This window comes from Acinetobacter sp. WU_MDCI_Abxd143, assembly GCF_025514195.1.
Taxonomy (GTDB): Bacteria; Pseudomonadota; Gammaproteobacteria; order Pseudomonadales; family Moraxellaceae; genus Acinetobacter; species Acinetobacter pittii_H.
The window spans coordinates 181882-205320 of sequence record NZ_JAHPTH010000004.1; the positions used below are offsets into that span (position 1 = coordinate 181882).

The 23439-nt window shown below is 40.9% G+C and carries 21 protein-coding genes, 2 tRNA genes, 1 pseudogene and 1 riboswitch; of the genes and pseudogenes, 11 read left to right on the plus strand and 13 right to left on the minus strand.

Annotation, left to right across the window (positions count from 1 at the left end; genetic code table 11):
- Positions 1–57: 57 nt before the first annotated feature.
- The gene (locus KTI79_RS10850) at positions 58–732 is read right to left on the minus strand and encodes an HAD-IA family hydrolase (RefSeq protein ID WP_014208277.1); all 675 of its coding nucleotides are present in this window, start codon (positions 730–732) and stop codon (positions 58–60) included.
- On the minus strand, positions 729–1661 hold the full coding sequence (locus KTI79_RS10855) for an RluA family pseudouridine synthase (RefSeq protein ID WP_032054322.1): 933 nt from the start codon (positions 1659–1661) through the stop codon (positions 729–731). Before KTI79_RS10855 ends, KTI79_RS10850 begins: the two co-directional genes overlap by 4 nt.
- A 721-nt stretch (positions 1662–2382) precedes the next feature.
- Here KTI79_RS10855 and KTI79_RS10860 point away from each other — a divergent pair.
- The 4 genes from KTI79_RS10860 (at position 2383) to KTI79_RS10875 (ending at position 8033) form a co-directional block, all read left to right on the plus strand.
- On the plus strand, positions 2383–5706 hold the full coding sequence (locus tag KTI79_RS10860) for an Rne/Rng family ribonuclease (RefSeq protein WP_032054321.1): 3324 nt from the start codon (positions 2383–2385) through the stop codon (positions 5704–5706).
- Between the two features lie 191 nt (positions 5707–5897).
- Positions 5898–7739, plus strand: coding sequence for a long-chain-acyl-CoA synthetase (locus KTI79_RS10865; protein WP_086376320.1), 1842 nt, complete (start codon positions 5898–5900; stop codon positions 7737–7739).
- A 120-nt stretch (positions 7740–7859) separates the two neighbouring features.
- Positions 7860–7935 (plus strand) — tRNA-Lys (locus tag KTI79_RS10870).
- 22 nt (positions 7936–7957) lie between these two features.
- Positions 7958–8033 (plus strand) — tRNA-Lys (locus KTI79_RS10875).
- 62 nt (positions 8034–8095) lie between these two features.
- On the opposite strand, the gene KTI79_RS10880 is transcribed toward KTI79_RS10875, so the two are convergent.
- Positions 8096–8992 (minus strand): LysR family transcriptional regulator, encoded by an 897-nt coding sequence (locus tag KTI79_RS10880; protein WP_032054319.1) that lies wholly within the window; start codon positions 8990–8992, stop codon positions 8096–8098.
- A gap of 112 nt (positions 8993–9104) precedes the next feature.
- On the opposite strand from KTI79_RS10880, the gene KTI79_RS10885 reads away from it, so the two are divergent.
- Positions 9105–9860 (plus strand): SDR family oxidoreductase, encoded by a 756-nt coding sequence (locus tag KTI79_RS10885; protein ID WP_032054318.1) that lies wholly within the window; start codon positions 9105–9107, stop codon positions 9858–9860.
- A gap of 45 nt (positions 9861–9905) precedes the next feature.
- Here KTI79_RS10885 and hemW read toward each other — a convergent pair whose 3' ends face one another.
- On the minus strand, positions 9906–11060 hold the full coding sequence (gene hemW / locus KTI79_RS10890) for a radical SAM family heme chaperone HemW (protein WP_032054317.1): 1155 nt from the start codon (positions 11058–11060) through the stop codon (positions 9906–9908).
- 116 nt (positions 11061–11176) lie between these two features.
- Here hemW and KTI79_RS10895 point away from each other — a divergent pair, with 116 nt between their 5' ends.
- Complete coding sequence (locus tag KTI79_RS10895; RefSeq protein ID WP_032054316.1) at positions 11177–11638, plus strand: DMT family transporter; 462 nt, start codon at positions 11177–11179, stop codon at positions 11636–11638.
- A gap of 32 nt (positions 11639–11670) precedes the next feature.
- Positions 11671–13017 carry a multidrug efflux MATE transporter AbeM gene (gene abeM, locus KTI79_RS10900; protein ID WP_032054315.1) on the plus strand — a complete coding sequence of 449 codons (1347 nt, stop codon included), beginning with the start codon at positions 11671–11673 and terminating at the stop codon, positions 13015–13017.
- Positions 13018–13052: 35 nt separating this feature from the next.
- On the opposite strand, the gene KTI79_RS10905 is transcribed toward abeM, so the two are convergent.
- On the minus strand, positions 13053–14303 hold the full coding sequence (locus tag KTI79_RS10905) for an acyl-CoA dehydrogenase family protein (RefSeq protein ID WP_086376319.1): 1251 nt from the start codon (positions 14301–14303) through the stop codon (positions 13053–13055).
- A 32-nt stretch (positions 14304–14335) separates the two neighbouring features.
- Positions 14336–15583, minus strand: coding sequence for an SfnB family sulfur acquisition oxidoreductase (locus KTI79_RS10910; RefSeq protein WP_032054313.1), 1248 nt, complete (start codon positions 15581–15583; stop codon positions 14336–14338).
- A 257-nt stretch (positions 15584–15840) separates the two neighbouring features.
- Between KTI79_RS10910 and KTI79_RS10915 the strand changes: the two genes are divergently transcribed.
- From KTI79_RS10915 to KTI79_RS10925, 3 genes are all read left to right on the plus strand, one after another.
- A complete protein-coding gene (locus tag KTI79_RS10915) occupies positions 15841–17139 on the plus strand; it encodes an ABC1 kinase family protein (RefSeq protein ID WP_032054312.1) in 1299 nt (432 codons plus the stop codon).
- Positions 17140–17239: 100 nt separating this feature from the next.
- Positions 17240–17494 carry a type B 50S ribosomal protein L31 gene (locus KTI79_RS10920; protein WP_002114896.1) on the plus strand — a complete coding sequence of 85 codons (255 nt, stop codon included), beginning with the start codon at positions 17240–17242 and terminating at the stop codon, positions 17492–17494.
- A 253-nt stretch (positions 17495–17747) separates the two neighbouring features.
- Positions 17748–18080 carry a HopJ type III effector protein gene (locus KTI79_RS10925; protein ID WP_032054311.1) on the plus strand — a complete coding sequence of 111 codons (333 nt, stop codon included), beginning with the start codon at positions 17748–17750 and terminating at the stop codon, positions 18078–18080.
- 135 nt (positions 18081–18215) lie between these two features.
- On the opposite strand, the pseudogene KTI79_RS10930 reads toward KTI79_RS10925, so the two are convergent.
- From KTI79_RS10930 to KTI79_RS10950, 5 genes and pseudogenes are all read right to left on the minus strand, one after another.
- Positions 18216–18342 (minus strand): annotated as a pseudogene (locus KTI79_RS10930) (hypothetical protein).
- A 159-nt stretch (positions 18343–18501) separates the two neighbouring features.
- Positions 18502–18882, minus strand: a complete 381-nt coding sequence (crcB, locus tag KTI79_RS10935) for a fluoride efflux transporter CrcB (protein ID WP_032054310.1) — start codon at positions 18880–18882, stop codon at positions 18502–18504.
- Positions 18883–19006: 124 nt separating this feature from the next.
- Positions 19007–19073: riboswitch (Fluoride riboswitch) on the minus strand.
- A 45-nt stretch (positions 19074–19118) separates the two neighbouring features.
- Positions 19119–19529, minus strand: a complete 411-nt coding sequence (locus KTI79_RS10940; protein ID WP_032054309.1) for a GFA family protein — start codon at positions 19527–19529, stop codon at positions 19119–19121.
- A gap of 78 nt (positions 19530–19607) precedes the next feature.
- Complete coding sequence (locus KTI79_RS10945; protein WP_086376318.1) at positions 19608–20813, minus strand: TIGR03862 family flavoprotein; 1206 nt, start codon at positions 20811–20813, stop codon at positions 19608–19610.
- Positions 20803–21441, minus strand: a complete 639-nt coding sequence (locus KTI79_RS10950) for an SAM-dependent methyltransferase (RefSeq protein WP_079284238.1) — start codon at positions 21439–21441, stop codon at positions 20803–20805. Before KTI79_RS10950 ends, KTI79_RS10945 begins: the two co-directional genes overlap by 11 nt.
- 87 nt (positions 21442–21528) lie before the next feature.
- On the opposite strand from KTI79_RS10950, the gene KTI79_RS10955 reads away from it, so the two are divergent.
- Positions 21529–21723: a DNA gyrase inhibitor YacG gene (locus KTI79_RS10955; RefSeq protein WP_002114956.1), complete on the plus strand. Its 195-nt coding sequence runs from the start codon at positions 21529–21531 to the stop codon at positions 21721–21723.
- On the opposite strand, the gene KTI79_RS10960 is transcribed toward KTI79_RS10955, so the two are convergent.
- The gene (locus tag KTI79_RS10960) at positions 21720–22364 is read right to left on the minus strand and encodes an MBL fold metallo-hydrolase (protein WP_032054306.1); all 645 of its coding nucleotides are present in this window, start codon (positions 22362–22364) and stop codon (positions 21720–21722) included. The two genes, KTI79_RS10955 and KTI79_RS10960, sit on opposite strands and share 4 nt — an antisense overlap.
- A 23-nt stretch (positions 22365–22387) precedes the next feature.
- Complete coding sequence (gene hemH / locus KTI79_RS10965) at positions 22388–23404, minus strand: ferrochelatase (protein WP_032035412.1); 1017 nt, start codon at positions 23402–23404, stop codon at positions 22388–22390.
- Between the last annotated feature and the right edge of the window lie 35 nt (positions 23405–23439).

Genomic DNA, 23439 nt, shown 5'->3' on the forward strand with positions numbered 1-23439 from the left:
TTTGTTATTCAGCTTAAAAAAAGAGGGAACGTATTCCCTCTTTAATACTATTTCAATTTAAGCGACATCTACAGTAGGTAACTGAGCATACCCTCTCAAAAAGCTGTGAAGCTCTTGTACATCTTTAGCAATCGTTAAAGGTTGAAACTTTTGCAGAACTTCAACCGAATGTACGCCATAGCCTACTCCGATACGCGGCATCCCTAAACGCTGTGCCATCTCAAGATCATAGCTGCTGTCACCAATCATAACCGCTTGCTCAACATTCACACCAGTTACAGTCAATATTTCTTGCAGCATGAGCGGATCTGGTTTTGAACGTGTTTCGTTGGCTGCCCGAGTCACATCAAAAAGATGAGTACTTTGTGTTTTTGCGATTACACGGTCTAACCCACGTCGGTTTTTACCCGTTGCAACTGCAAGCTTTAAACCTTGGGCTTTTAAATCATGGAGTAGTTCAGAAATACCCTCAAACCATGCGTCACTAGTCGAGTTCGCAATATAGTGATCGCCATATGCCTTTAAGATCGAGTCATGCAATTCTGGCGCTTCTGGAAATAAGGTCTGCATCACCTCAGGCAAGCCTAACCCAATAATACTTTTTGCGGCTTCATCGCTTAGAGACAATTCATGTTGCTCTGCTGCATGTTGTAAGCTAGCAACAATCTGGCCAACAGAGTTATATAAAGTTCCATCCCAGTCAAAAATTACTAATTCGGTTTTCAGACTCATTTTGCTACTCTCAAAGCCTTTAATAACTGGGTCATGTCTTCTGGTAACGGCGCTTCAATCGATGGATAACCCGGAATATCTAAACGCATCGCGTGTAAACATAAACGTCGTGCCTGCGGACCTGTGTACTCAGTGGCGTGTCCATATTTATCATCACCCAACAACGGATGTCCAATACTTAAACCATGTACACGGATCTGATGAGTACGGCCTGACAAAGGTGAGGCATGAACCAAAGTCGCATTTTTAAAGCGCTCTGCAACCACCCATTCCGTTTTACTCGGTTTACCTTCTTTAGACACCCGTACACGACGTTCGCCATTGGCTAACTCGTAACGAAATAAAGGAGCATCAATGAGTTGTTTATCGAGACTTACCTGACCTTTTACAATCGCTGCATAAGTCTTACGAATTTTGTGCTCACGCAACATATCTTGTAGCAGCTTTAAAGTACTACGTTTCTTGCTAATCATGACCAGACCAGAGGTGTCACGGTCGATGCGGTGAATCAGTTCTAAATATTTTTTACCTGTCGCGGCGCGTAAAGCCTCAATCAAACCATACGCCACACCACTACCACCATGTACGGCAATACCTGATGGTTTATTGATGACCAACAGGCCTTCATCTTCATAAACCACACGGCTAAGTAGGCTCTGTGCTACACCATCACTCACAGGAGCAGCTGTTTCATCCTTTTGTTCATAACGAATAGGAGCAACACGAATCTGATCACCAATCTCTAATTTGGTCTCAGCTTTAATACGTTTTTTGTTTACTCGAACCTGACCTTCACGAATCAAACGATAAATACGACTCTTAGGTACACCCTTTAAACGCGAAAACAGGAAATTATCAATTCGCTGTCCTGCTTGATGTTCATCCACCTCAAACCAAGTGACACTTTGCCATTGCTGTGTAGAATTCATACTAATATTTAAACCTGAAATTTTGCTAAATTTGATTAATAAATGACCAATTAGCTTAGTTTTTTCACAAGAAATCTAAGCTTAGCCCATAGGCAGATGCTGCAAGGTTTGATATAGTCAGCGCACGGATACCGCCGTAAGTGAACATCTAATAGGGAATTTCCCTGATTGAAACCTCAATCAAAATGATGCTTTCATCACCAGCTCGGATTGGTCCTAAAGAATTATGCCGACGCCGAAGGCTTATTATATCGGCAAAATGACAAACTGTTGCGTTTAATTCAGTTTGTTCAAAAAAATATGTTACCAACTCTAGTTGGTTATGGAACGTAAACTGATACACATCAGACAAATCGCTCCTTAATGTTGCCTTCAGGCTAAAGCGTTGATGCATTGGAACTGCCGAAAGCACTGATACGATGAGCATTCCGTATCAAACTTCCAAAAAGAAGTCACTTCGCGCCCAATGACAGTGAAAGTCATTAACCAATGCACCGCTCACCCGCCAGTGAAGCACTAAGGAAGTCCGATTTAAAGGTTGAAGCAGTATTGCCTACATCACAGACGAGAATCGAAGCTAAGGCTAAATGTAGCCGGTAACAGATGACTCAGACCACAAATATTTTGAGATCTGGGAAATGATCCGTCATGTTCGATGTTCGTTCAGAACCTTTAAGTTTGTGCGATATGTTTGTGTGGGTCACTATTAGGTGTCACACCCATGAAACGTATGTTGATTAATGCAACTCACGCAGAAGAAGTCCGCGTTGCACTTATCACTGGTAATCGTCTTTACGATTTTGATTTAGAGAATCGTACCCGAGAACAGAAAAAATCCAATATCTATAAAGGCCATGTAACCCGCGTAGAACCCTCTTTAGAAGCTGTTTTTGTTGAATACGGCGCAGGCCGTCAAGGCTTCTTGTCTATGCGCGAAATTGCTAACAGTTATTTCCAAGCAGACCCACGACAAACTTCAAACATTCGTGAACTTATCACTGAAGGTACTGAATTACTTGTTCAAGTCGAAAAAGAAGAACGTGGCAATAAAGGTGCAGCCCTTTCTACTTTTATTTCACTTGCAGGACGTTATTTGGTTCTTATGCCAAACAACCCGAAAGGCGGCGGTATTAGTCGTCAAATTTCAGGTTCTGTACGTGAAGAATTAAAAGAAATTCTAGCTTCTTTAAATTTACCACGTGGTATGAGCGTTATTGTACGTACCGCTGGTATTGGCCGTACCCAAGAAGAATTACAGTTAGACTTACAGCATTTGCTTGACCTTTGGGCACAAATCCAAGGCACAGCGAGCTCTGGTCCTTCTCCAATGCTGGTTCATCAAGAAGCTGGTGTTGTTACTCGTGCTATCCGCGATTATTTACGTGATGATGTTGCAGAAATTTTAATTGATAGCGAACAGGCTTATAACGAAGCTTATAACTTTGTTAAAGCAGTGATGCCTCGTCAATTAGACAAACTCAAAACTTATACTTTAAACGAGCCATTATTTGCTCATTTTGGTATTGAAAGTCAAATTCAAACTGCTTATGAACGTGAAGTAAAACTTCCTTCTGGCGGTTCAATCGTGATTGACCAGACCGAAGCTTTAGTTTCAATCGATATTAACTCTGCGAAATCGACTCGTGGACATGACGTTGAAGAAACTGCGCTTAATACTAATTTAGAAGCAGCAGAAGAAATTGCTCGCCAACTTCGTCTTCGTGACATTGGTGGTTTAGTTGTAATCGACTTCATCGATATGACTAAAGAGCGCAACCAACGCATGGTTGAAGCAAAACTTCGTGAAGCAACTCAAAGCGATCGCGCACGTATTCAGTTTGGCCAACTTTCTCGTTTTGGCTTAATGGAAATGAGCCGTCAACGCTTACGTCCATCTCTTGAAGAAGCAACAGGTTATGTGTGCCCACGCTGTCATGGTACAGGCATGGTTCGTGACCTACGCTCACTTTCGCTTTCAATTATGCGTAAAGTAGAAGAGATCGCGCTTCGTGAACGTCATGGTGAAGTACAAGTAGAAGTACCGGTTGAAATTGCAGCATTCTTGCTCAATGAAAAACGTCATAGTCTTGTTTATTTAGAACAAACTTCTAGTGTTCGTGTGACTGTTTTACCTCACCCGCACTTAGAAACACCTCACTACGAAATTCAGTACAATCCAGATGGATTTGCACCATCTAGCTACGAACGTACTGAAGCAACTCGTTCAAGTGAAAAAGAGTTAGGTTATGAATCTTCTGAATGGCATTTAGAAGAAGCCGATCATGGCCATACTCATGCTGCCCCTGCTGCCAATAATGCAGCTAATCAAAAGAAAGCAAATCAAGCGGCTCAACCTACTGCTCAGGCAAGCGCTCAAAAAGCAGCGAGTCCTTGTGCATGGTTAGAAAACCTTTTTGTTCAAAAACAAGCTCAAACAGTTGATCAATCTCGCTCAGCACAAAATGCTGCTGCCGCAATTGAACAAATGGTGAATACTGGCGCCGTTAGCCGTGGACAGTTTGGACAAGTTGTAGCACCAGCAGTTGCTGAAGTTACTTCGGCTCCATCTAACAATGCTTATATTTCTCAATCTCCTGTTAAGCAGGAAACACGTGAGAATGTTGAGAAAGACGATAAAGTACAACAGCAGCGTCCAAACAACAAAAAACGTAAGCACAAAGAGCAACGTGAACAACATCAACATCACCACAATCAGGAACCACAGCAACAACAGGTTCATGAAGAGGTTGTACAGTTATCACGCCAAGAGCAACGTGAATTAAAACGTCAACAAAAACGTCAACAACAAGATCAGCCGCATGCGCAACATCAAAATGATGGGCAACAAGCTGAACATGCTGTGCCACGTCGTGACCGTAATAATCAACAACGTCCAAACCGCCCGAATCGCCACCGCGATCCAAGCGTATTAAATGAAAATCAAAATACGCCAGCACCAGCAGTTGTTGATGAAAAACAAATTAAGGTTGATTTGATTGATGCTCCACAGCATGAAGTCATGAATACAGCCTTAGTTATCAATGTTGATCAAGCACAAAGCGAAATTATTGCTTTAACGCCTGAGCAACCTCTTGAACGTACTGAAAAAGCACCTGTTGTTGAAGTTGTTCAAGAACCAGCTCCAGCACCTGTTGCTGCTGTGGAAGAGACAGTAACTGCTGAAGCAGAAGCTCCTCAACCAAAGGCTGAGAAAACTCAACCGCAAATTCAACGTGCGAGTAATGATCCTCGTATGCGTCGCCGTGAACAACGCAATGCAAAACGAGCTAAAGCTGTTACACCATCAATTGCCCCATCGCAAATTCCAACTTTGGCGCAATATACGATTGGTAGCTTGATCCGTCATGTTTACGGTGAAGACTGCACAGTACTGATTGAACAGTTTGGTTTAGTTCCAACATTCAATCGTGCATTGCAGAAATTTGCAGAGCAATATGCAAGTACTCTAGTAACTGAAGTCGCAGCTGAAGCTGAAGACAAAAAACCTGTTACTCGTGATGCTGAGCTTCCAAGCAACAAGCCTTCACAAGAAGCAGAACCTGCGCCAGTACTTCCGTTGACGCCACCAAAAGAAGCGACACCACGTGTTGCTAATGATCCGCGTGAACGCCGTCGTTTAGCGAAACTTGCAGCTGAACAAGCTTTTGAGCAAGTTAAACAACAACATTCTGCACCAGAAGAAGCTGCCCCTGTAGCTGAGACTGTAGAAGAAACCGTTGTTGCTCCTACTGCTGAAACACAAGCACCTGTTGAATCAAAACAACAACCGCTTGAGCTTGATCAGGAAACTGAAGTAGCAGCTAATGTAGAAGAGACACCAGCAACAACTGTAGTTGAAGCTCCGGTTGCAAAACAGCCAAAGGCAGCTGCAAAAGCAAAAGCAGCTACAGAACAGGCTGTAGAGCCAACTGAAGCTCCTGCCGAGAGTGAATCAGAAGATTCTAAAGCTGATAAGGACAAACCAAGTCGTCCTCGTCGCCCTCGTGGCCGTCCACCAAAGAAAGCAAATCCTGTAGCTGAGTAAATCATTTGCTCAATTGCAGCTAATTTAAACAAACCTAGTCATTTCGATGACTAGGTTTTTTTTGTTATTTTTAACCAATTAGGTTGATTGCACTAGAAGAAAAGTTTTAAAAGCATGGTGAACCATGAAAAATACTGTACTTTTGCCAACGCAACCTTTTTTGGATTGATCGAAAAATAAATAGGATTGATATGAGCCAGACAACACAGACCGATATCATTACGCTTGGGGATGTTGCCACTAGACTTCCTAGCTTTATTCCCAAAGTACCCCATATCCTGAATGGTCTTAAACAGGCTTATTTAAGAACAGCAAATACACCAACTGGATTAGGCGTAGCTTTTGAGAAAGCTGTTAAGCGAAATCCAAAAGGTACTGCTTTATTATTTGAAGATCAAAGTTACTCATACGAAGCTTTAAATGAATGGGCTAACCAGATTTCTCACTATTATTTATCTCTCGGCGCACGTAAAGGCGATGTGATTGCCGTAATGGTTGAGAACCGTTCAGAGCTCATTGCTACTATTGTGGGTTTAGCTAAAATTGGGGTAACTATTGCGCTTGTAAATACATCTCAAGTCGGTAAAGTTCTCGCTCATAGCATCAATCTTGTAAAACCAATTGCAGTCATTGCAGGTGAAGAAGTTCGTGCTGCAATTGATGAAATTCGTCAAGACTTAAACGTTCCTAAAGACCGTTTCCACTGGTTTGCAGATCAGGCTACTCGTCAAGATGCAGGAACAGCACCTCAAGGTTATGCCAATCTTGCAATAGAAATTGATCAATTCCCGAAATTCAATCCATCGACTACACACTCCGTTCATGGAAATGATGGCCTGTTTTATATTTATACTTCGGGAACAACAGGCTTACCAAAAGCAGTTATTTTTAAACATAGTCGTTGGACTCTCGCCTATGGTACTTACGGTCACATTTTAAACCTTGGCCCAGATGATGTGATGTATGTCACTTTGCCACTATATCATGCAACAGGCGTGGTGGTTTGCTGGTGTGGTGTGATTGCAGGAAGCTCTACCCTTGCCATTCGACGTAAATATTCAACCAGTGCATTCTGGAAAGATGTACAGAAGTTTAATGCGTCTGCAATCGGCTACGTAGGTGAACTTTGCCGTTACTTAATGGATGCCCCAACTACAGAACTTGACCGTGCTCACCGTGTAACCAAAATGATTGGTAACGGCATGCGTCCAAACATCTGGGATAAATTCAAACAGCGTTTTGGTGTTGAAGAAGTTCTAGAGCTTTATGCTTCAAGTGAAGGCAATGTCGGCTTTAGTAATATTTTCAACTTTGACAATACGGTAGGCTTCTCTCCTACGCCATACGCAATTATTGAATTTGATAAAGAGAAAAACGAACCGATACGCGATAAAAATGGCTGGTGCAAAAAAGTTAAAGCTGGTGAAGTCGGTTTATTGGTAGGCAAAATTACTAGCCGCTCCCCATTTGATGGCTATACCGACCCAGAAAAGAATAAATCTGTGATTATGCAAGATGTCTTCAAAAAAGGTGACTCATATTTCAACACAGGTGATCTTGTTCGTAATATTGGTTTCCGTCACGCTCAGTTTGTTGACCGCTTAGGTGATACCTTCCGTTGGAAAGGCGAAAATGTATCTACCACAGAAGTTGAAAACATGGTGTGTGAATATGACAAGATCGCTGAAGCTGTGGTTTACGGTGTAGAAATTCCAAATACTAATGGTCGTGCAGGTATGGCAGCAATCACGCTTGCTGATGGTGCCGAGTTAAATGACGCTGATTTAACAGAAATGGTGACTGTATTTAAAAAATGCTTACCTGCTTATGCGGTACCAGTGTTTTTACGTATACAAGCTAAAGTTGAAACTACAGGTACTTTTAAGTACCAAAAGAATAAATTGAAGGAAGATGCGTTTAATCCAAGCAAAACTTCTGAACGTTTACTCGCTTTATTGCCTGGTGAAAGCAGTTACTGTGACATCACAAGTGAAATTTTTGACAACATTCAGGCATATAAATACCGTTTTTAGTTCATTTTTTAGCTAAACAAGAGGAAATCGTGCTTTTTATAGGCAATCATGCAAATGTTTTTAAATTTCCTCTTGTGTTAGTTGAATAACTTGCTAAAATACGCGACATCAAAACGATACGGGTCGTTAGCTCAGTTGGTAGAGCAGCGGACTTTTAATCCGTTGGTCCCGCGTTCGAGTCGCGGACGACCCACCACTTATCTGTTTTGAACCTATTTGGGTCGTTAGCTCAGTTGGTAGAGCAGCGGACTTTTAATCCGTTGGTCCCGCGTTCGAGTCGCGGACGACCCACCAAATTCTAAAAAGCCTCTCAGTTCGAGAGGCTTTTTTATTGTTAATGTATTTTAGTTTTATGACTAAAAGATGACGATGCACTTCTTATAGAGAACATTCCTAGCCCATTCCATAAAGATTTCCAAGCGTTTAGGAATATAACTTCGGTTCGGATATAGAATATTAAGTGGAAGTGATTGAGCCGTATAAGTGCTTAACACTTCAACTAAAGTTCCCTGCTCAATTTTGTCCTGAACATCGTAGTATGGAAGTTGGATAATTCCTAAACCTGCACTAGCTGCTGCAATATAGGCTTCCGTATTATTTACGCTTAAAGCACTATCCATCATCACAGCTCCATCTTGATATAAAAATACGCCCTGTTTCTCTCCTACCGCTCCTGCATAGTTAATAAGTTTGTGTTGAGATAGATCTTCTAATTGTTCAGGAATACCGTACTGTTCTAAATAGTCAGCACTTGCACAGTTCACCATAATCAAGTTACCAACGAACTTCGCGATCAAACTACTATTATCTATCTGCCCTACTCGAACAACACAATCAATTCCTTTCTCGATTAAATCAGTAATGTCATCAGAGCTATGAAGTTGTAAATGAATGTCTGGATAGCGGCTATAAAAATCGGGCAGTTCAGGAATAATCACTTGATGCACGATTCGGCTGGGCATTGAAATTTTTAGCGTGCCACGATAATGCTGCTTTTGCGTTTGTATGAGTTGTTCGAGCTGTTCATAATCAAATAACAGGTTTTGGCATTCGGGCAATATTCTTTGTCCATCTTGAGTGAGGCTTACTTTACGCGTAGTCCGATGAAATAAGCGTACTCCATAGTGAGTTTCTAACTGTTGAATAGCACTCGTCACTGTAGAGCGAGGTAAATCAAGCTGATTTGCCACTTCACTAAAGCTTTGTCGTTTAGCGACTTCTGTAAAAATAAAAAACTGCTGTAACCGATCCATTTAATTGTTCGTATTTTCTGAATAGTTAAACCAAACTAGCATAATTGATCAACAATTAGCGCCAATCTAGACTAAAAACACATTAAAACAAGTCATCATAGGAACAATCATCATGGCAACTCATACTCTAAAAGATAAAGTTGTACTAATTACAGGCGGTGCAAAAAACTTAGGTGGACTCATTAGCCGTAAATTTGCAGAACAAGGTGCAAAAATTGCAATTCACTACAATAGCGCTGAAACTCAAGCAGACGCAGAGCAAACGCTCGCAGAAGTTAAAGCATTGGGTGCAGATGCTGTTTTAATTCAGGCAGACCTAACGGATATTGATAATATCGAAAAGCTCTTCTTAGACACTAAACAGCATTTTGGTGGAATAGATATTGCCATTAATACCATTGGAAAGGTTTTAAAGAAATCGTTTTTAGACACCACAGAACAAGAGTTTGATAGCATGAGCGATATCAACTCAAAAATTGCCTATTTCTTTATTCAATCGGCGGGTCGTCATTTAAATGACGGCGGCAAGATTTGTTCAATCGTGACTTCTCTTCTTGCAGCCTACACTGGGCTCTATTCAACCTATGAAGGTTTAAAAGCACCTGTTGAACATTACACTCGCGCTGCATCAAAAGAATTTGGTAATCGCCAGATTTCTGTGACTGCTGTTGCCCCTGGCCCAATGGATACACCATTCTTTTATGGTCAGGAATCTGCCGAAGCAGTCGCTTACCATAAATCAGCTTCAGCTTTAGGTGGACTCACCAAAATTGAAGATATTGAACCTCTAGTTCGCTTTTTAGTAACCGATGGTTGGTGGATTACAGGACAGACAATTTTTGCAAATGGTGGCTACACCACTCGCTAAAATCAAAAAAGCCGCATCTCATCGTGCGGCTTTTTAGTTTGCTTCTTACAAGAACTCTTCGAGTACCGAGTTTAAGAAAATATGTCCCTGCTCTGTACAAGCCAAACGAGCGTCATCCTCTACCAATAGCTTTCTAGCTCGTAGTGAAGTGAGTAAGTGGTTCAAATGATCTAAGCTTAACCCTGTACGCTGCTCATATAACTCAGCTTTTACTCCGTCATTTAAACGTAAAGCATTCATCATAAACTCAAAAGGTAACTCTTCTGCCTCGATCTTTTTCATTTGCAAATGTTCGGCTGGAACCTTAGCCAAATAGTCTTTTGGCAAACGGGTTTTTTGGAAACGATACACACCATCTGGTCGTGTCACTTTGCCATGTGCCCCTGCACCAATCGCAAGGTAATCACCAAATTCCCAATAATTTAAATTATGGGCTGACGGTTGTTCTTTACGCCAAGCCGATACTTCATAGTTTATAAAACCATTAGCTTTTAGATAAGCCTCACCCTGCTCTTGAATGTCTTCTAGCACTTCATCTTGAGGTAAAACGGGTTGGGTACGGAAGAATACCGTGTTTGGCTCAATAGTAAGTTGATACCAACTGATATGTGTCGCGCCATGCTCTACAGCGACCTTTAAATCATAAAGCGCTTGTTCTAATGTTTGCTCAGGTAGGCCATGCATTAAATCGACATTAACTCGCTTAAAGCCTGCTTGTCGTGCCTGCTCAATTGCATCCATAGCATTGTTGGCTGAATGAATACGCCCCAGTTTTTGCAAGTGCTCTGTATTAAAAGTCTGCACACCAATCGATAAACGATTAATACCTGCGTCTAAATAGCCTGCAAACGGGTCATGTTCTAGTGTTCCGGGATTTGCCTCTAGGGTGATTTCACAGCCATCTTCAAATTTGAGCAATGACTTAAGCTGTTCAAACAACCATGTATAACCTTTGGCAGAAATAAGTGAAGGCGTTCCACCACCAATAAATACGCTGTGAATTGAACGTCCCTGTGCCATGCCAACTTGAGTTTCAAAGTCGGCCACCAACGCTTTTAAATAGGTTTGCTCAAGCTCTGACGAAAGTACCCCATCAGGCACCGCATGCGAGTTAAAGTCGCAATATGGACATTTACGCACGCACCAAGGCATATGAATATATAAAGATAAAGGAATAGAAGCAGGGTTTAATACGGCCAAGGAACAGGTCCAATTTACACAATATTTCTATTTTAACATGACTGCATCAATGGGCTTATGAAAACATACCTTAATTGCTTTAGACTAAATTTAAATAATCTTAAATATTGATAAAAATGATGAAATTCTCTAGCCAACTTTTCCTATTTTTACCCTTAGCTTTGGGAATCGGTGTTGCCATGGCTTTTCAAACCGCAATTAATGCTCAGCTTCGTGAGCAGTTACATTCACCATTGCAAGCAGCATTATTATCTTTTTTCATAGGTACTATTGTTTTAGCAGTTATGGTTTTCTTTCAAAGTGCCGAGAAGCCTACATTAAGTGAAATATCAAATATTCCATGGCTTCTTTGGACAGGAGGATTCCTTGGGGTTTATGCAATTAGCATGAGCATTTATACTGCACCTAAGCTTGGTTTTTTAACCTTTACAGGGCTAGTTGTTTTTGGGCAATTAGTGATTTCTATGTTACTTGATCATTTTGGCTGGTTAGGTACAGAAAAAACACCTGTTACATGGCAACGGTTTCTTGGTGGAGTCATCATCTTTGTTGGTGTGGTACTCACTTTGCAACGTTAGCTTCATTTTTATATTTATAAAGAGTACCTTTTGTGTCGAATGTCACATCTTTTCGGTCTGAACTAAAACAACTCTTCCACTTAATGCTACCGATTTTAATTACCCAGTTTGCTCAAGCAGGATTTGGGTTAATTGACACTATTATGGCTGGGCATTTATCTGCAACCGATTTAGCTGCAATTGCAGTAGGGGTCGGTTTATGGATTCCAGTCATGCTCCTGTTCAGTGGCATTATGATTGCAACAACCCCTTTGGTCGCTGAAGCAAAGGGTGCAAGAAATACAGAACAAATTCCTGTCATTGTTCGTCAATCATTATGGGTCGCGATTATTTTAGGCGTAATGGCTATGCTTATTTTACAACTTATGCCGTTTTTCTTGCATGTGTTTGGCGTACCAGAGAGCTTACAGCCTAAAGCAAGTTTATTTTTACATGCGATTGGTTTAGGCATGCCAGCTGTGACCATGTATGCAGCTCTACGCGGTTATTCGGAGGCATTAGGCCATCCACGTCCTGTAACGGTCATTAGCTTACTGGCCTTATTGGTTTTAATCCCTCTTAACATGATTTTTATGCATGGATTAGGACCAATACCTGCTTTAGGTAGCGCAGGCTGTGGTTTTGCAACGTCCATTTTACAGTGGCTCATGCTAATTACATTAGCTGGCTATATTTACAAAGCTTCGGCTTACCGAAACACGTCTATTTTTAGCAGATTCGATAAAATTAACCTGATTTGGGTAAAAAGAATTTTACAGCTTGGCCTACCCATCGGTTTAGCCGTGTTCTTTGAGGTGAGTATTTTCAGTACAGGTGCCTTGGTCCTTAGCCCACTAGGTGAAGTCTTTATTGCCGCGCATCAAGTTGCAATTTCAGTTACCTCAGTGCTGTTTATGATCCCGCTTTCACTCGCGATTGCCTTAACTATTCGTGTGGGAACCTATTATGGTGAAAAGAATTGGGCTTCCATGTATCAAGTCCAAAAGATTGGTCTGAGTACAGCAATATTTTTTGCTTTATTGACCATGTCTTTTATTGCTTTAGGTCGTGAACAAATTGTTTCGGTGTACACTCAAGACTTAACTGTATTTCCTGTTGCGATGTATTTACTCTGGTTTGCCATGGCTTATCAGTTGATGGATGCATTACAAGTCAGTGCGGCAGGCTGCTTAAGAGGTATGCAAGATACGCAAGCACCGATGTGGATTACACTCATGGCGTATTGGGTGATTGCTTTCCCTATCGGACTTTATTTAGCACGTTATACCCATTGGGGTGTAGCTGGCGTGTGGTTAGGCTTAATTATTGGTTTAAGTATTGCTTGTGTTTTATTACTTTCAAGGCTTTATTTAAATACCAAACGTTTAAGCAAAACCTAATAAAAAAAGCCGATTATTCATCGGCTTTTTTTATTTTATGCAGACTTGGCTCGCGGGCTTGCTCCAATTTGCCAGACAAAAGGTAAATCGGTACGGTTTACTTCCCAATCTCCAATCACCTTTTCTTTATAGATGAGCGGATTATGTGAAGATACCGTGCGTGCGTTACGCCAGAAACGGTCGAGTTGTTTGACCTGACTACTTGCCGATGCGCCTAAAGCATTAAATAATTGGCTGGTTAAATCCAGTACCAAATTAGAAATCACCACCTGCCCTTGCGCCGACTCAAGCTCTGCATCTACGTTAAATTGATGTTCTTTCACCTCTAACTCACTAAAGTGACTTTCATAAGCCTTTTGTAATGCTTCAGCTGTTTTAATCGTAATTGCTAGACTTCCATAAGCTTGAGCAGAGGCTTTACCCACCACCTGTAAAACTTGTGGATCGTGACGAACAAGGTCTCCATTACCATGACTAAAAATACGCTTTCGCTCTCGTATTTCTTGGCTAAAAGTTTCGACCGCAGCATGCGCAATCCCTGTTAGGGTTGCAAGGTGGACAACCTGATAAAAAGCGGTCTGATATTTAAAACGCTGGTCAAATGGAATAAGGTGCGAAGCCGGCAAGTGAACCTGATGCACTTTTAAAGTACCACTGCCCGTTGTCTTTTGACCAAAGCCATCCCAATCATCAATCACACTCACGCCTGTTTCATGACGATAAATAGCAGCAATCACATGACGGTCATTTACTTCATCGTAGGCAAATAAATCGATCCAGTCTGCAAAGATACTTCCGGTTGAATAGTACTTCTCACCATTCACTATCAGGTTACCCGAAGCATCTTTGGTTACTCGTGTAACGACATCACCAATCTGTACATTTCCAACTTCGGTCCATGCATTCCCGACTAAATCACCTTGCACAAAACGCTGAAACCAGACCTCTTGTGAGTGCTCTTTATGCGCAACCAAACGGTCTTCAACAAAAGCGAAGTGTCCACGCAAAGCTTGCACAATATTCGAGTCTGCTTGGGCTAGCTCTGCTAAAAGCTGGAAAAGTTGTGGCAATGACACCCCATCTCCACCATATTTACGCGGTACCCGTACTGCACCTAACTTGAGTTCTTTTAACCACTGAATCGGTTCAAAAGGCAAGATTCGTTCTTTTTCACGTTGAATTGCACCTTGGGCAATTTTTTCAAAAACTGGACGAAATCTACTTGCTACCTTTTCATAATCGGCGCCTACTGATAGCTCTTCTAATTCAATTTGGGTAATTGTCATCTTTATTCTCCTAATCTTATTTTTTCTTCACTTTAGCTCCATGCATGACGAGGTGGATGGATGCCATTTAGGTAGTAATTACCGACAATGTGATATTTCCAACGTACTGGATCATGCAAGGTGTGAGTACGCGCATTACGCCAATGGCGGTCCAGATTAAGCTCTGACAAAGTAGAACGTGTTCCAGACAACTCAAAAAGCTTATTCGCTGCTAAAATCGCAACTTCTGTAGTGAGTACTTTTGCTTCGGCAACCAGTAATGTGGCTTGGTTTACATGCTCTTCTGTCGTATCGGCAATTGCTTGATCGATCGCATCTCCTGCTAAATCTAATACCGCTTCTGCTGCACGCAGTTTTATTTTTAAATCACCAATATTTGCAATCGTATAGGGATCATCGCTCGCTTTTTCTAAACCTGAATCGACCCATGCACGGCTATGATTTTTGACATAGTGAATTGTTTCTTCAATTGTGCCGCGTGCAATACCTGCGTCGACAGCAGCTTGAATAAATTGTGAAATTGCACCTGCTGGGGTAGGACGTTCGAAAGCCTGATAAATCGGAATTAGATATTCTTCACGTACTGGAACTTGATTTAACTCTACCGTACCACTGGCTGTGGTTCTTTGCCCGAAACCAGACCAGTCATTAATAATATTAACGCCAGAAGTTTCCCGAGGAACTAGCGCCGCATAAGGCTGCCCTTGTTCATTTACAGCGACAATTGGAACCCAATGTGCAAGCAATGCGCCAGTTGCAAAAAACTTCTTCCCATTAATTTCATAACCGTGCTCAGTCTTTTTTAATGTGGTAGTGAGGTCAGCCACTGTTTTGCTATGTTTTTCCGAAAATGCATTGCCAAAACGAATCCCTCTCAACACTAAGTTAAAGAAGAACTGTTGTTGTTCTGGGCCTGCATCAAGGCGTAAATGTTCAATAAAAGCCAAGTGGTTTTGGGGAAGCTGTGCAAGAGATGGATCAACACTCGCAATTGTTTTGATGACCTCAGTCAAAGTTCGATATTTGACTTGTGCACCACCGAATTGCTTAGGAACCGTAATGGCCCATAAGCCGCTTTGTGAGAACTGTTGGATTTCGTTTAGAGGTAACCGGCGTTCTCTGTCTCGCTCAGATGCTTCTTGTGCAAATTCTTGAGCAAGTTGTTTGGCAACCTCAATTGCTTCTTCATCAGAACGAATAATATGCGCATCTTTTGACTGCTCAAACACAGATAAAGGAACCGCCTGAGACCGCCCATGGGCTGAACTTAAACTTGTCATAACTTTTATTGTCTCTATTTCTTATTTAACCTGCCATTCACATTAGCACCAAAAAAATAGACACTTTATAGATATTAAAGCTTTGTTTATGAAATGGATTTTCACAAGCTTTTCATATTTTTTACTATAAAAATAACATTTTGTTTTTCGAAAATTTTCTTACATGAGATAAACAATTTCATATAGGCTTTTTAAGCTTTGTCACCTATGATCAAAACTAGGCAATATTATGTTGTAGTCAATGAGGTATCGAAGATATGGCAAAGAATGCAAGTTCACCCGGCAAACGATTTATGAAACTTGCAGGAATGACCGCGAGCATTGCAACGAAAACCGTTTCTAACTCGATTCGAAACTTGACCGCAGATGAAGAGCAAAAGCTGGCTTCAAAAACCAAGCTATTTCAAGATATTGGTTTGCAAATTGCCGACACCTTAGGTGAAATGAAAGGTGCCGTCATGAAAGTTGGTCAAATTGCATCGCAATATAAAGATATCTTCCCACCAGAAGTTGCTAAAGCAATTTCTAAGTTGCAGCGCCAAGCTCCCCCTATGCCCTTTGCTGCTATTCAGCAACAAATTGAACGCGAGCTTGGAAAGCCGCTGAATGTTGCCTTTAAATCTTTTGATCAAGAACCTTTTGCAGCTGCTTCAATTGGACAAGTTCACAAAGCTGTCCTGCCAAGTGGTGAACAAGTTGTTGTTAAGGTGCAATATCCGGGTGTTGATGAAGCCTGTGAAAGTGACTTAAAACAAGTACGTTTGGCACTTCGTTTAATGGGTGTGCTTAAAATTGATAAAAAGCTACAAGATCAGCTTTTTGCAGAGATTCAAGATAGTCTGTCAGCAGAGCTTAACTATGAAATCGAGGCTCAAAACCTTGAAGTTTTCAAAACATTTCATAGCCAATTAGATGACAAAATTATCATCCCGACTGTTTATAAAGATTACTCTTCAAGACGTATTTTAACCTTGAGTCTCGAACAAGGTGACAGCATTGAAACTGCCAGCGCTTGGCCTATTGAAATTCGAAATACCATTGGACGCCGCTTGATTCGTGCTTTAGGTCAGGAAATGTTCTTTTTAAAACGTTTTCACTGTGACCCTCATCCGGGTAACTTTGCTTTTCGCCAAGATGGCAGTGTCATTATTTATGACTATGGCAGTGTTAAAACGCTTTCAAATGAAATCGTGCAACACTTTAAACGTTTAGTAAATGCAGCTCGCCATGAAAATATTGATTTGATTGAAACTGAGTTACTTGAGCTACATTCACTTGCTGAAAAAGGCAAGTTCCCGAGTGATCTATATAAACTCTGGATTGAAGTGTTATTACGCCCGCTTACCACTACTTATGATTTCGCCGAGAACTCATCACATCATGATGGCATGTTACTTGTGAAAAAATCTTTGAAGTATTGGGATGTCTTTAAACCATCACCCGATACTTTAATGGTCAACAGAACCATTTCAGGACATTACTGGAACCTGATTCACTTAAAAGTTCATGACAATCTAAACGATCTATTTGAAGAGCTTGTTCCACCTTCTAACTAACTTAATTTACTGATCAGTGTAGCCTTTTATGGGTTACATTGACTTTTTAATTGTTATATTATAACATTTCTTTAATCAAAATAATTTAGGACAATCTCTCATGCGTAAAGATATTCATCCTGCTTATCAACAAGTGTTATTTCATGACACCAATGCAGACGTGTACTTCTTAATTGGTAGTACTCTTCAGTCTAAACAAACCAAAGAATATCAAGGGAAGGTTTACCCGTATGTCACTCTTGATATTTCAAGTGCATCACACCCTTTCTACACAGGTGAAGTACGTCAAGCAAGTAACGAAGGCCGTGTAGCAAGCTTCAATAAACGCTTCGCTCGCTTTAATCGTAAGAGTTAATCTTGCGTTAAGATTCGACCAATACACTTAAATCATTGGAAGCCTAAGACTATCTCCTCCACTTAGGCTTCTTTTTTTATGTGGATTTTTTCTATATTTTTTTCAGTTGTGTATAAACTAAAACTTATCCACATCTTGTCTAAAAAATATTCTCAATTTTCCAAATATCCCATCATTTTTTTATAGCTCCCACCCTTTCAAAGCGTGTATTCGATGCTATGCTTAAGCCCCATTTGATAGGAAGTTTAAGATTATGGCACAAGAGTTACTTGCCCAATTACAAGCAGGCACAGCAAAATTTTCAGACGTTTTAGCTCATATTGAAGCACGTTACCAACATACTCCAACAGCTTTTCAAAATGGCACACAGCATAATGCTGCTACTGAAAATCAAGGCAGTGCGAAAGTTTTCTCTTTTGCCAAGTTACAAGGGTTAGACCAAGCACAAACTTTGAGTTTATTTGCAGAACACTACGCATCTGTATTGGCTACACCAGAAGGAACTGATCATCAAAATATTCGTCAGTTTATGCAAAATGGTTGGGATGGTGTGAAGTTTGAAGGTCAAGCTTTAACTGAAAAGTAATTAATAATTTGTGAATACACGACGGAGTCTTACCGTTTATTCTCAAATGAAAGTAGCTAATTCTGTTACTTTGGTTTTGCCCAAAGTAACCAAAGGCATTTGTCATCAACAGAACCTGTTCCCTGTTTACACTTATCAACTATCTTGCAAAAACAATATATAGCTGATTTCAGCCAGGCTGTTGATGACTTTAACGCGTATCAAATCCCAAGAATAAATCAGTTGTTTTTAATTCTTCATTTACTATCGTGACAAGTGGCATGGATGCCGCTGTTTTGCTGTGCTACATGGATGTAGCATCAGCATAACAAAAGATTTTTGCTTACTTTTGATCTTTCAAAAGTAAGGTTCGCCCATACGTATGGCTTATGCAAATCCCATAAAATGGAGGCCGTATCCATCTGCTCTTAAATATAAAAACTCAATGCCCTGCCACCCAATAATAAGTCGCCAGCCCCAAACACGTAAAAATTAAAGACCCGATTAAATGTATAGAAACCCCCAACATCGCCATACCCAACTTACCACTTTGTAATAAAGTGACGATCTCAATCGAGAACGTTGAAAAGGTAGTTAAAGCACCACAAAAACCAGTAATCACAAAAAGCTTATAGTTCGGACTTAAATCACTTTGAGCAAAATAGGCAATTGCAAAACCAATAATAAAACCACCGACCAAATTAACAGTGACGGTACCCAGTGGAATCTGCGGGTAAATCGGGTTGAGTTTTAGACCTAAAAACCAACGCAGCCATGCCCCTAGAACTGAGCCTAAAGCAATTGAAAGTAGAGAATAATACATAGGACCACCCCTTTAGATAGACCCTAAAAGAGCAAAAAATAATGAAGGGAAATATGACATGGCGTACTCCAAAAATAAGCAGAGTACGCAATAACCTACGTACCCAGCGATATAAATACATGAGGGTAACGTAGGCATCATTAGCCAATACGGTGGTTTTTCAAGGGAGGAATGCCATCTCCCCGTTTTAAGTATATTAAATCATCTAAAATTTGATTAAAACATACTTTTTAAAATCATGGGCGTTCATCATATTGCGGTAAATTGTCACAAATGCTTTCCCACTCTGCTTTTGAAGCAGCAAAAATATGCATTGTCGGCTTTTTGTCTAGTGGTGTATCGAGTGACCCAATTCTTAAGCGATATAATTCAGGCTGAGCATCACGAGAACTAATCAAAGGTGAACCACATTCGCTACAGAACCAACGGTATACGCCTTCTACAGCAAATTTTTTGACTAGGTCTTCACCTTGGGTAATTTTAAAATCTGTACTTTTAACAGGAGCATTGGTGGCAAATGCTGTTCCATTGGCTTTTCGGCAGCGTTGACAGTGACATTGAATAATATCTCCGATATCACCTTTAATTTCATAGCGAATACCCTGACATAAACAACTTCCTTGATAAACTGATGATGCTTGAGACATGTTCTCGTAAATCCTATTATTATTGATCGCTCAAAAATAACACTTTTCACATATCAAACATAGCACCAAATTATCCTGTTATTTCTCTAAGAATAAATGCACGCCTTCACCAGCCGCTCGCCCTGTAGCAAAGCATGCTGTAAGTAAATATCCACCTGTAGGCGCATCCCAATCCAGCATTTCACCACAGCAAAAAACACCTGAAGTTTGTTTAAACTCTAAGCTTTCAGTTAATGCATTCTGCTTAACACCACCAGCACAGCTAATCGCTTCCTCAATGGGTCTAAAGCCATCTAACTTAATTTGAAGTGCTTTAATTTGCTGAGCCATAACCTTTGGTTGGTTCCATAGTGCTTTATCAACGACTTCTCTAATTAAATTAATTTTAGCTGTGTCTAAGCCTGCTTTACGCCAGATGTTGGTGAGTGATTGTTTTTTGCTAACTTGTAATTTTCTAACTAACTGTGACAACTCTACATCAGGCAATAAATCTAAAAATAAATTTAAGCTTTGCCCTTGTTTTTGCTGTTCTCTTAAAGCTCGTCCAAGTTTATAAATGACACCACTTTCTAAACCATAGTAAGTAATCACAATATCGCCATGAGTAACTTGGCTGGGTTCAACCCATGCATTGATACGTTTTAAAGGTTCACCAAAACAGCTTTCCATAAAAGCTGACCAAGCGTGCAATACGCCTACATTACTTGGCTGGAAAGGTTCAATATTGGATTGATCCATCCATTGCTGCCATGCACCATCACTACCTAATTGTGACCACGACACCGCACCACAAGCCAACACGACTGCATCGTATTGCTGGTTAAAAGTTTCAGTGCTTTGATTATTTTGGTTTTCTAAAGTCACCGTTGTGCCTTGCAAATTAATACAACGATGACGATAAAAGAATTTAACCTGCTGTTCTGCCAAACGTTTTAGCCAAGCACGTAACAGAGGGGCCGCTTTCATTTCGACAGGAAAAATGCGACCTGAGGTGCCAACGTAAGATTCAATTCCCAGATTTTTCATCCAGTTTTGAATCCAGACTGCATCCCACTTTTCAACCCACGGTTTGAGCCATTCTGCATGGTCATAGCGCTCAATAAACTGCGCTAATGGTTCAGCATGTGAGATGTTTAATCCCGTTTTCCCTGCCATCAGAAACTTACGTGCAGCTGAAGGTTTTTGCTCGTATACATCAATATCATAAGCATATTGGCTCAACACCTCAGCTGCCATTAAACCAGCCGGACCCGCACCAATAATGGCAACCCGCTTATTCGCCATGCACTTGACCTTGTAATGGGGCAAACTCATCAAAACGTGTGCTGTAACCTTCAGGTTTAGTGATCACAAGCTGTTGGCAAAGTTCTCCACGTTCCAAATACTTAATTTCAAAATGAGTACGTGCAGATGTTTGAGCAATTTTTTCTTTTTGGTAAGGCAGCTTCCAGACATTAATTAATTGTTGTTCAGCTTCTTCAATATATTCAGGAATATTACTTGCCAAAGTAATGGTTCCACCTGTTTGCAGACGAGAGATTAAGAACTCAAAAAATGGCATATTCAACCAGCGCTGTGCTGGATTATGGGGTTCTGGGTTTGGATAGAGAATAAAGAAATGTTCAACTTGAGCAGGGTGCAAAGCATGCACTACCCAAGGTAAAGCATCTGCATGTACAGGCACCAAGTTATCTCGTGGTTCCAAACCATGCTGCTTTTGCATTGCCAAGAATTTTTCTCGGGTTCGTTCAATTGCATACAATGTGTGCTGCGGCTGTTGCCCGCTAAAAAGCAAAGCATGTTTACCCTTGCCCGCTCCAATTTCTACACAAATCGGGGTATTTTCAATTGGGGTAAAATCGCGAGGCGCTTGCATACGTTGTGCTTGAAATTGACGAATCTGCATAATCACATCAAACTAAATAAAAATCGGCATAAGTCTAACAAGTCACCTGACTTTTGCCTAATCTATTTCTCTTCACTTTGAGGATATCGCTTTATGCCACGTACATTCCCCTGCCCACGTTGTGGTGAACCAAGTGTTTGGGAAGGTAACGAATTTCGTCCATTTTGCTCTGAACGCTGTAAATTAATTGATTTAGGTGCGTGGGCAAATGATGAGTATAGACTGCCTACCCAAGATGCGCCTCAGCATAACAAGGGTAGTCAAAATGAAGATGATTACGAGGATTAACCTGCTTTACCCGCGATAAACGGGTTAAATTGTTTTTCATAGCCAATGGTACTCATTGGACCATGTCCCGAAATAAACTGAGTATCATCTGGCAAACTAAAACACTCTCGTTTAATCGATTCAATCAACTGATCATGGTTTCCACGCGGGAAGTCTGTTCTGCCAATCGAGCCTTTAAACAAGACATCACCAGTCCAAAGTAAACCATGATTTTTATTATAGAAAATAACATGTCCTGGTGTATGACCCGGCGCAAAACGTACCTCAAACTCATCTTCACCCAGTTTTAGCACTTCACCGCCTTCAAGCCATTGATCGACTTTAACAGGCTGTGGAATTGGAAAGCCATAACGTGCTGAAACTTCCTGAATCATATCTAGCCAGAACTGATCTTCTTTATGGGGCCCAACAACGGGAACACTCCATTCTTTGGCAAGTTCACCCACCGCTCCAGCATGGTCTAAATGTCCGTGAGTGAGCCAAAGAGCTTTCACTTTTAAACCTAAGGCTTCTACTTCTTTTTTCAAAACCGAAGCGTCACCACCTGCATCAATCAAAACTGCTTCTTTGGTTTCACTGTCCCAAACAAGAGAACAATTTTGGGCAAATGCAGTAACTGGAACAATTTTGACTTGCAGCATAAGAACCTCTGGCTAAAACGCAATTAACGGTGGGCTAAGGTATAAGTAAGGGCATCAAGATTAGCCTGAACTAACCCTGCAAGCAAATCAATATGAGCTTGATCGCTATTTAAAGCAGGAATATAAGCATAGCTGCCACCACCAGCTTGTTGAAACAACTCAGCATTTTGGATGGCCAACTCTTCAAGTGTTTCCAAGCAGTCAGCAGAAAAAGCTGGGCTTAAGACCTGAACAGACTTAACGCCCTGCTTCGCCCAATCTTGTAAAAGCTGATCAGTATAAGGTTTAACCCACTCTTGTTTTCCAAAACGTGACTGAAAGCTAATCGCCCATTCATCATCTTTCAAATGTAAGGCTTCAGCGACTAACTTTGCTGTGATGCGACAACGGTCTGCATAAGGATCGCCTTTGTCTGCATAAGGCTGTGGAATACCATGAAATGACATCAACAGTTTTTCAGGTTTCCCATGTTGCTCTTGGTAAGCTAAAACACTTTCTGCCAATGCCTGAATAAACATGGGATGCTGATAATAGTCTTTAATAATTGTTAGACCCGGCAAGTTTCGCTGGGCTGGAATCCACTTGGCAAATGCATCGTATAGCGGTGCTGTAGAAGTGGCTGAATATTGAGGAAATAAAGGCAATAAAATGACATGCTCTTGCGGGTTAGCGGCCAGTTTTTCTAAAACTGCATCAATACCGGGATTACCATAGGTCATCGCCGGTATCACGGTTAAATCAAACTGATTATTTTCTCGCTGCAAATAAGCCTGAATACGTTGAGTTTGCTCAAACACAATTTCACGCATCGGCGAATCTTTTGACCATACCGAAGCATAGGCATGTGCTACCCTTTTTGGGCGAAAAGGTAAAACAAACAGATTTAAAATAATCCACCAAATGAATTTCGGTATTTCAATTACACGTGAATCAGATAAAAACTGCTTTAGAAAACGGCGAACCGCAGGAACAGTGGCCTCATCCGGTGTACCTAAATTCGCTAAAATGACTGTGACTTTCGGTTTTTGTTCAAACGACATGTGTAAATGCCTTTCAATTCATCTTATGTCACTAA

Coding starts and splice junctions, on each gene's coding strand:
- KTI79_RS10850 (WP_014208277.1), bottom strand. CDS start 732: ATGAGTCTGAAAACCGAATTAGTAATTTTTGACTGGGATGGAACTTTA.
- KTI79_RS10855 (WP_032054322.1), bottom strand. CDS start 1,661: ATGAATTCTACACAGCAATGGCAAAGTGTCACTTGGTTTGAGGTGGAT.
- KTI79_RS10860 (WP_032054321.1), top strand. CDS start 2,383: ATGAAACGTATGTTGATTAATGCAACTCACGCAGAAGAAGTCCGCGTT.
- KTI79_RS10865 (WP_086376320.1), top strand. CDS start 5,898: ATGAGCCAGACAACACAGACCGATATCATTACGCTTGGGGATGTTGCC.
- KTI79_RS10880 (WP_032054319.1), bottom strand. CDS start 8,992: ATGGATCGGTTACAGCAGTTTTTTATTTTTACAGAAGTCGCTAAACGA.
- KTI79_RS10885 (WP_032054318.1), top strand. CDS start 9,105: ATGGCAACTCATACTCTAAAAGATAAAGTTGTACTAATTACAGGCGGT.
- KTI79_RS10895 (WP_032054316.1), top strand. CDS start 11,177: ATGATGAAATTCTCTAGCCAACTTTTCCTATTTTTACCCTTAGCTTTG.
- KTI79_RS10905 (WP_086376319.1), bottom strand. CDS start 14,303: ATGACAATTACCCAAATTGAATTAGAAGAGCTATCAGTAGGCGCCGAT.
- KTI79_RS10910 (WP_032054313.1), bottom strand. CDS start 15,583: ATGACAAGTTTAAGTTCAGCCCATGGGCGGTCTCAGGCGGTTCCTTTA.
- KTI79_RS10915 (WP_032054312.1), top strand. CDS start 15,841: ATGGCAAAGAATGCAAGTTCACCCGGCAAACGATTTATGAAACTTGCA.
- KTI79_RS10920 (WP_002114896.1), top strand. CDS start 17,240: ATGCGTAAAGATATTCATCCTGCTTATCAACAAGTGTTATTTCATGAC.
- KTI79_RS10925 (WP_032054311.1), top strand. CDS start 17,748: ATGGCACAAGAGTTACTTGCCCAATTACAAGCAGGCACAGCAAAATTT.
- crcB (WP_032054310.1), bottom strand. CDS start 18,882: ATGTATTATTCTCTACTTTCAATTGCTTTAGGCTCAGTTCTAGGGGCA.
- KTI79_RS10940 (WP_032054309.1), bottom strand. CDS start 19,529: ATGTCTCAAGCATCATCAGTTTATCAAGGAAGTTGTTTATGTCAGGGT.
- KTI79_RS10945 (WP_086376318.1), bottom strand. CDS start 20,813: ATGGCGAATAAGCGGGTTGCCATTATTGGTGCGGGTCCGGCTGGTTTA.
- KTI79_RS10955 (WP_002114956.1), top strand. CDS start 21,529: ATGCCACGTACATTCCCCTGCCCACGTTGTGGTGAACCAAGTGTTTGG.
- KTI79_RS10960 (WP_032054306.1), bottom strand. CDS start 22,364: ATGCTGCAAGTCAAAATTGTTCCAGTTACTGCATTTGCCCAAAATTGT.
- hemH (WP_032035412.1), bottom strand. CDS start 23,404: ATGTCGTTTGAACAAAAACCGAAAGTCACAGTCATTTTAGCGAATTTA.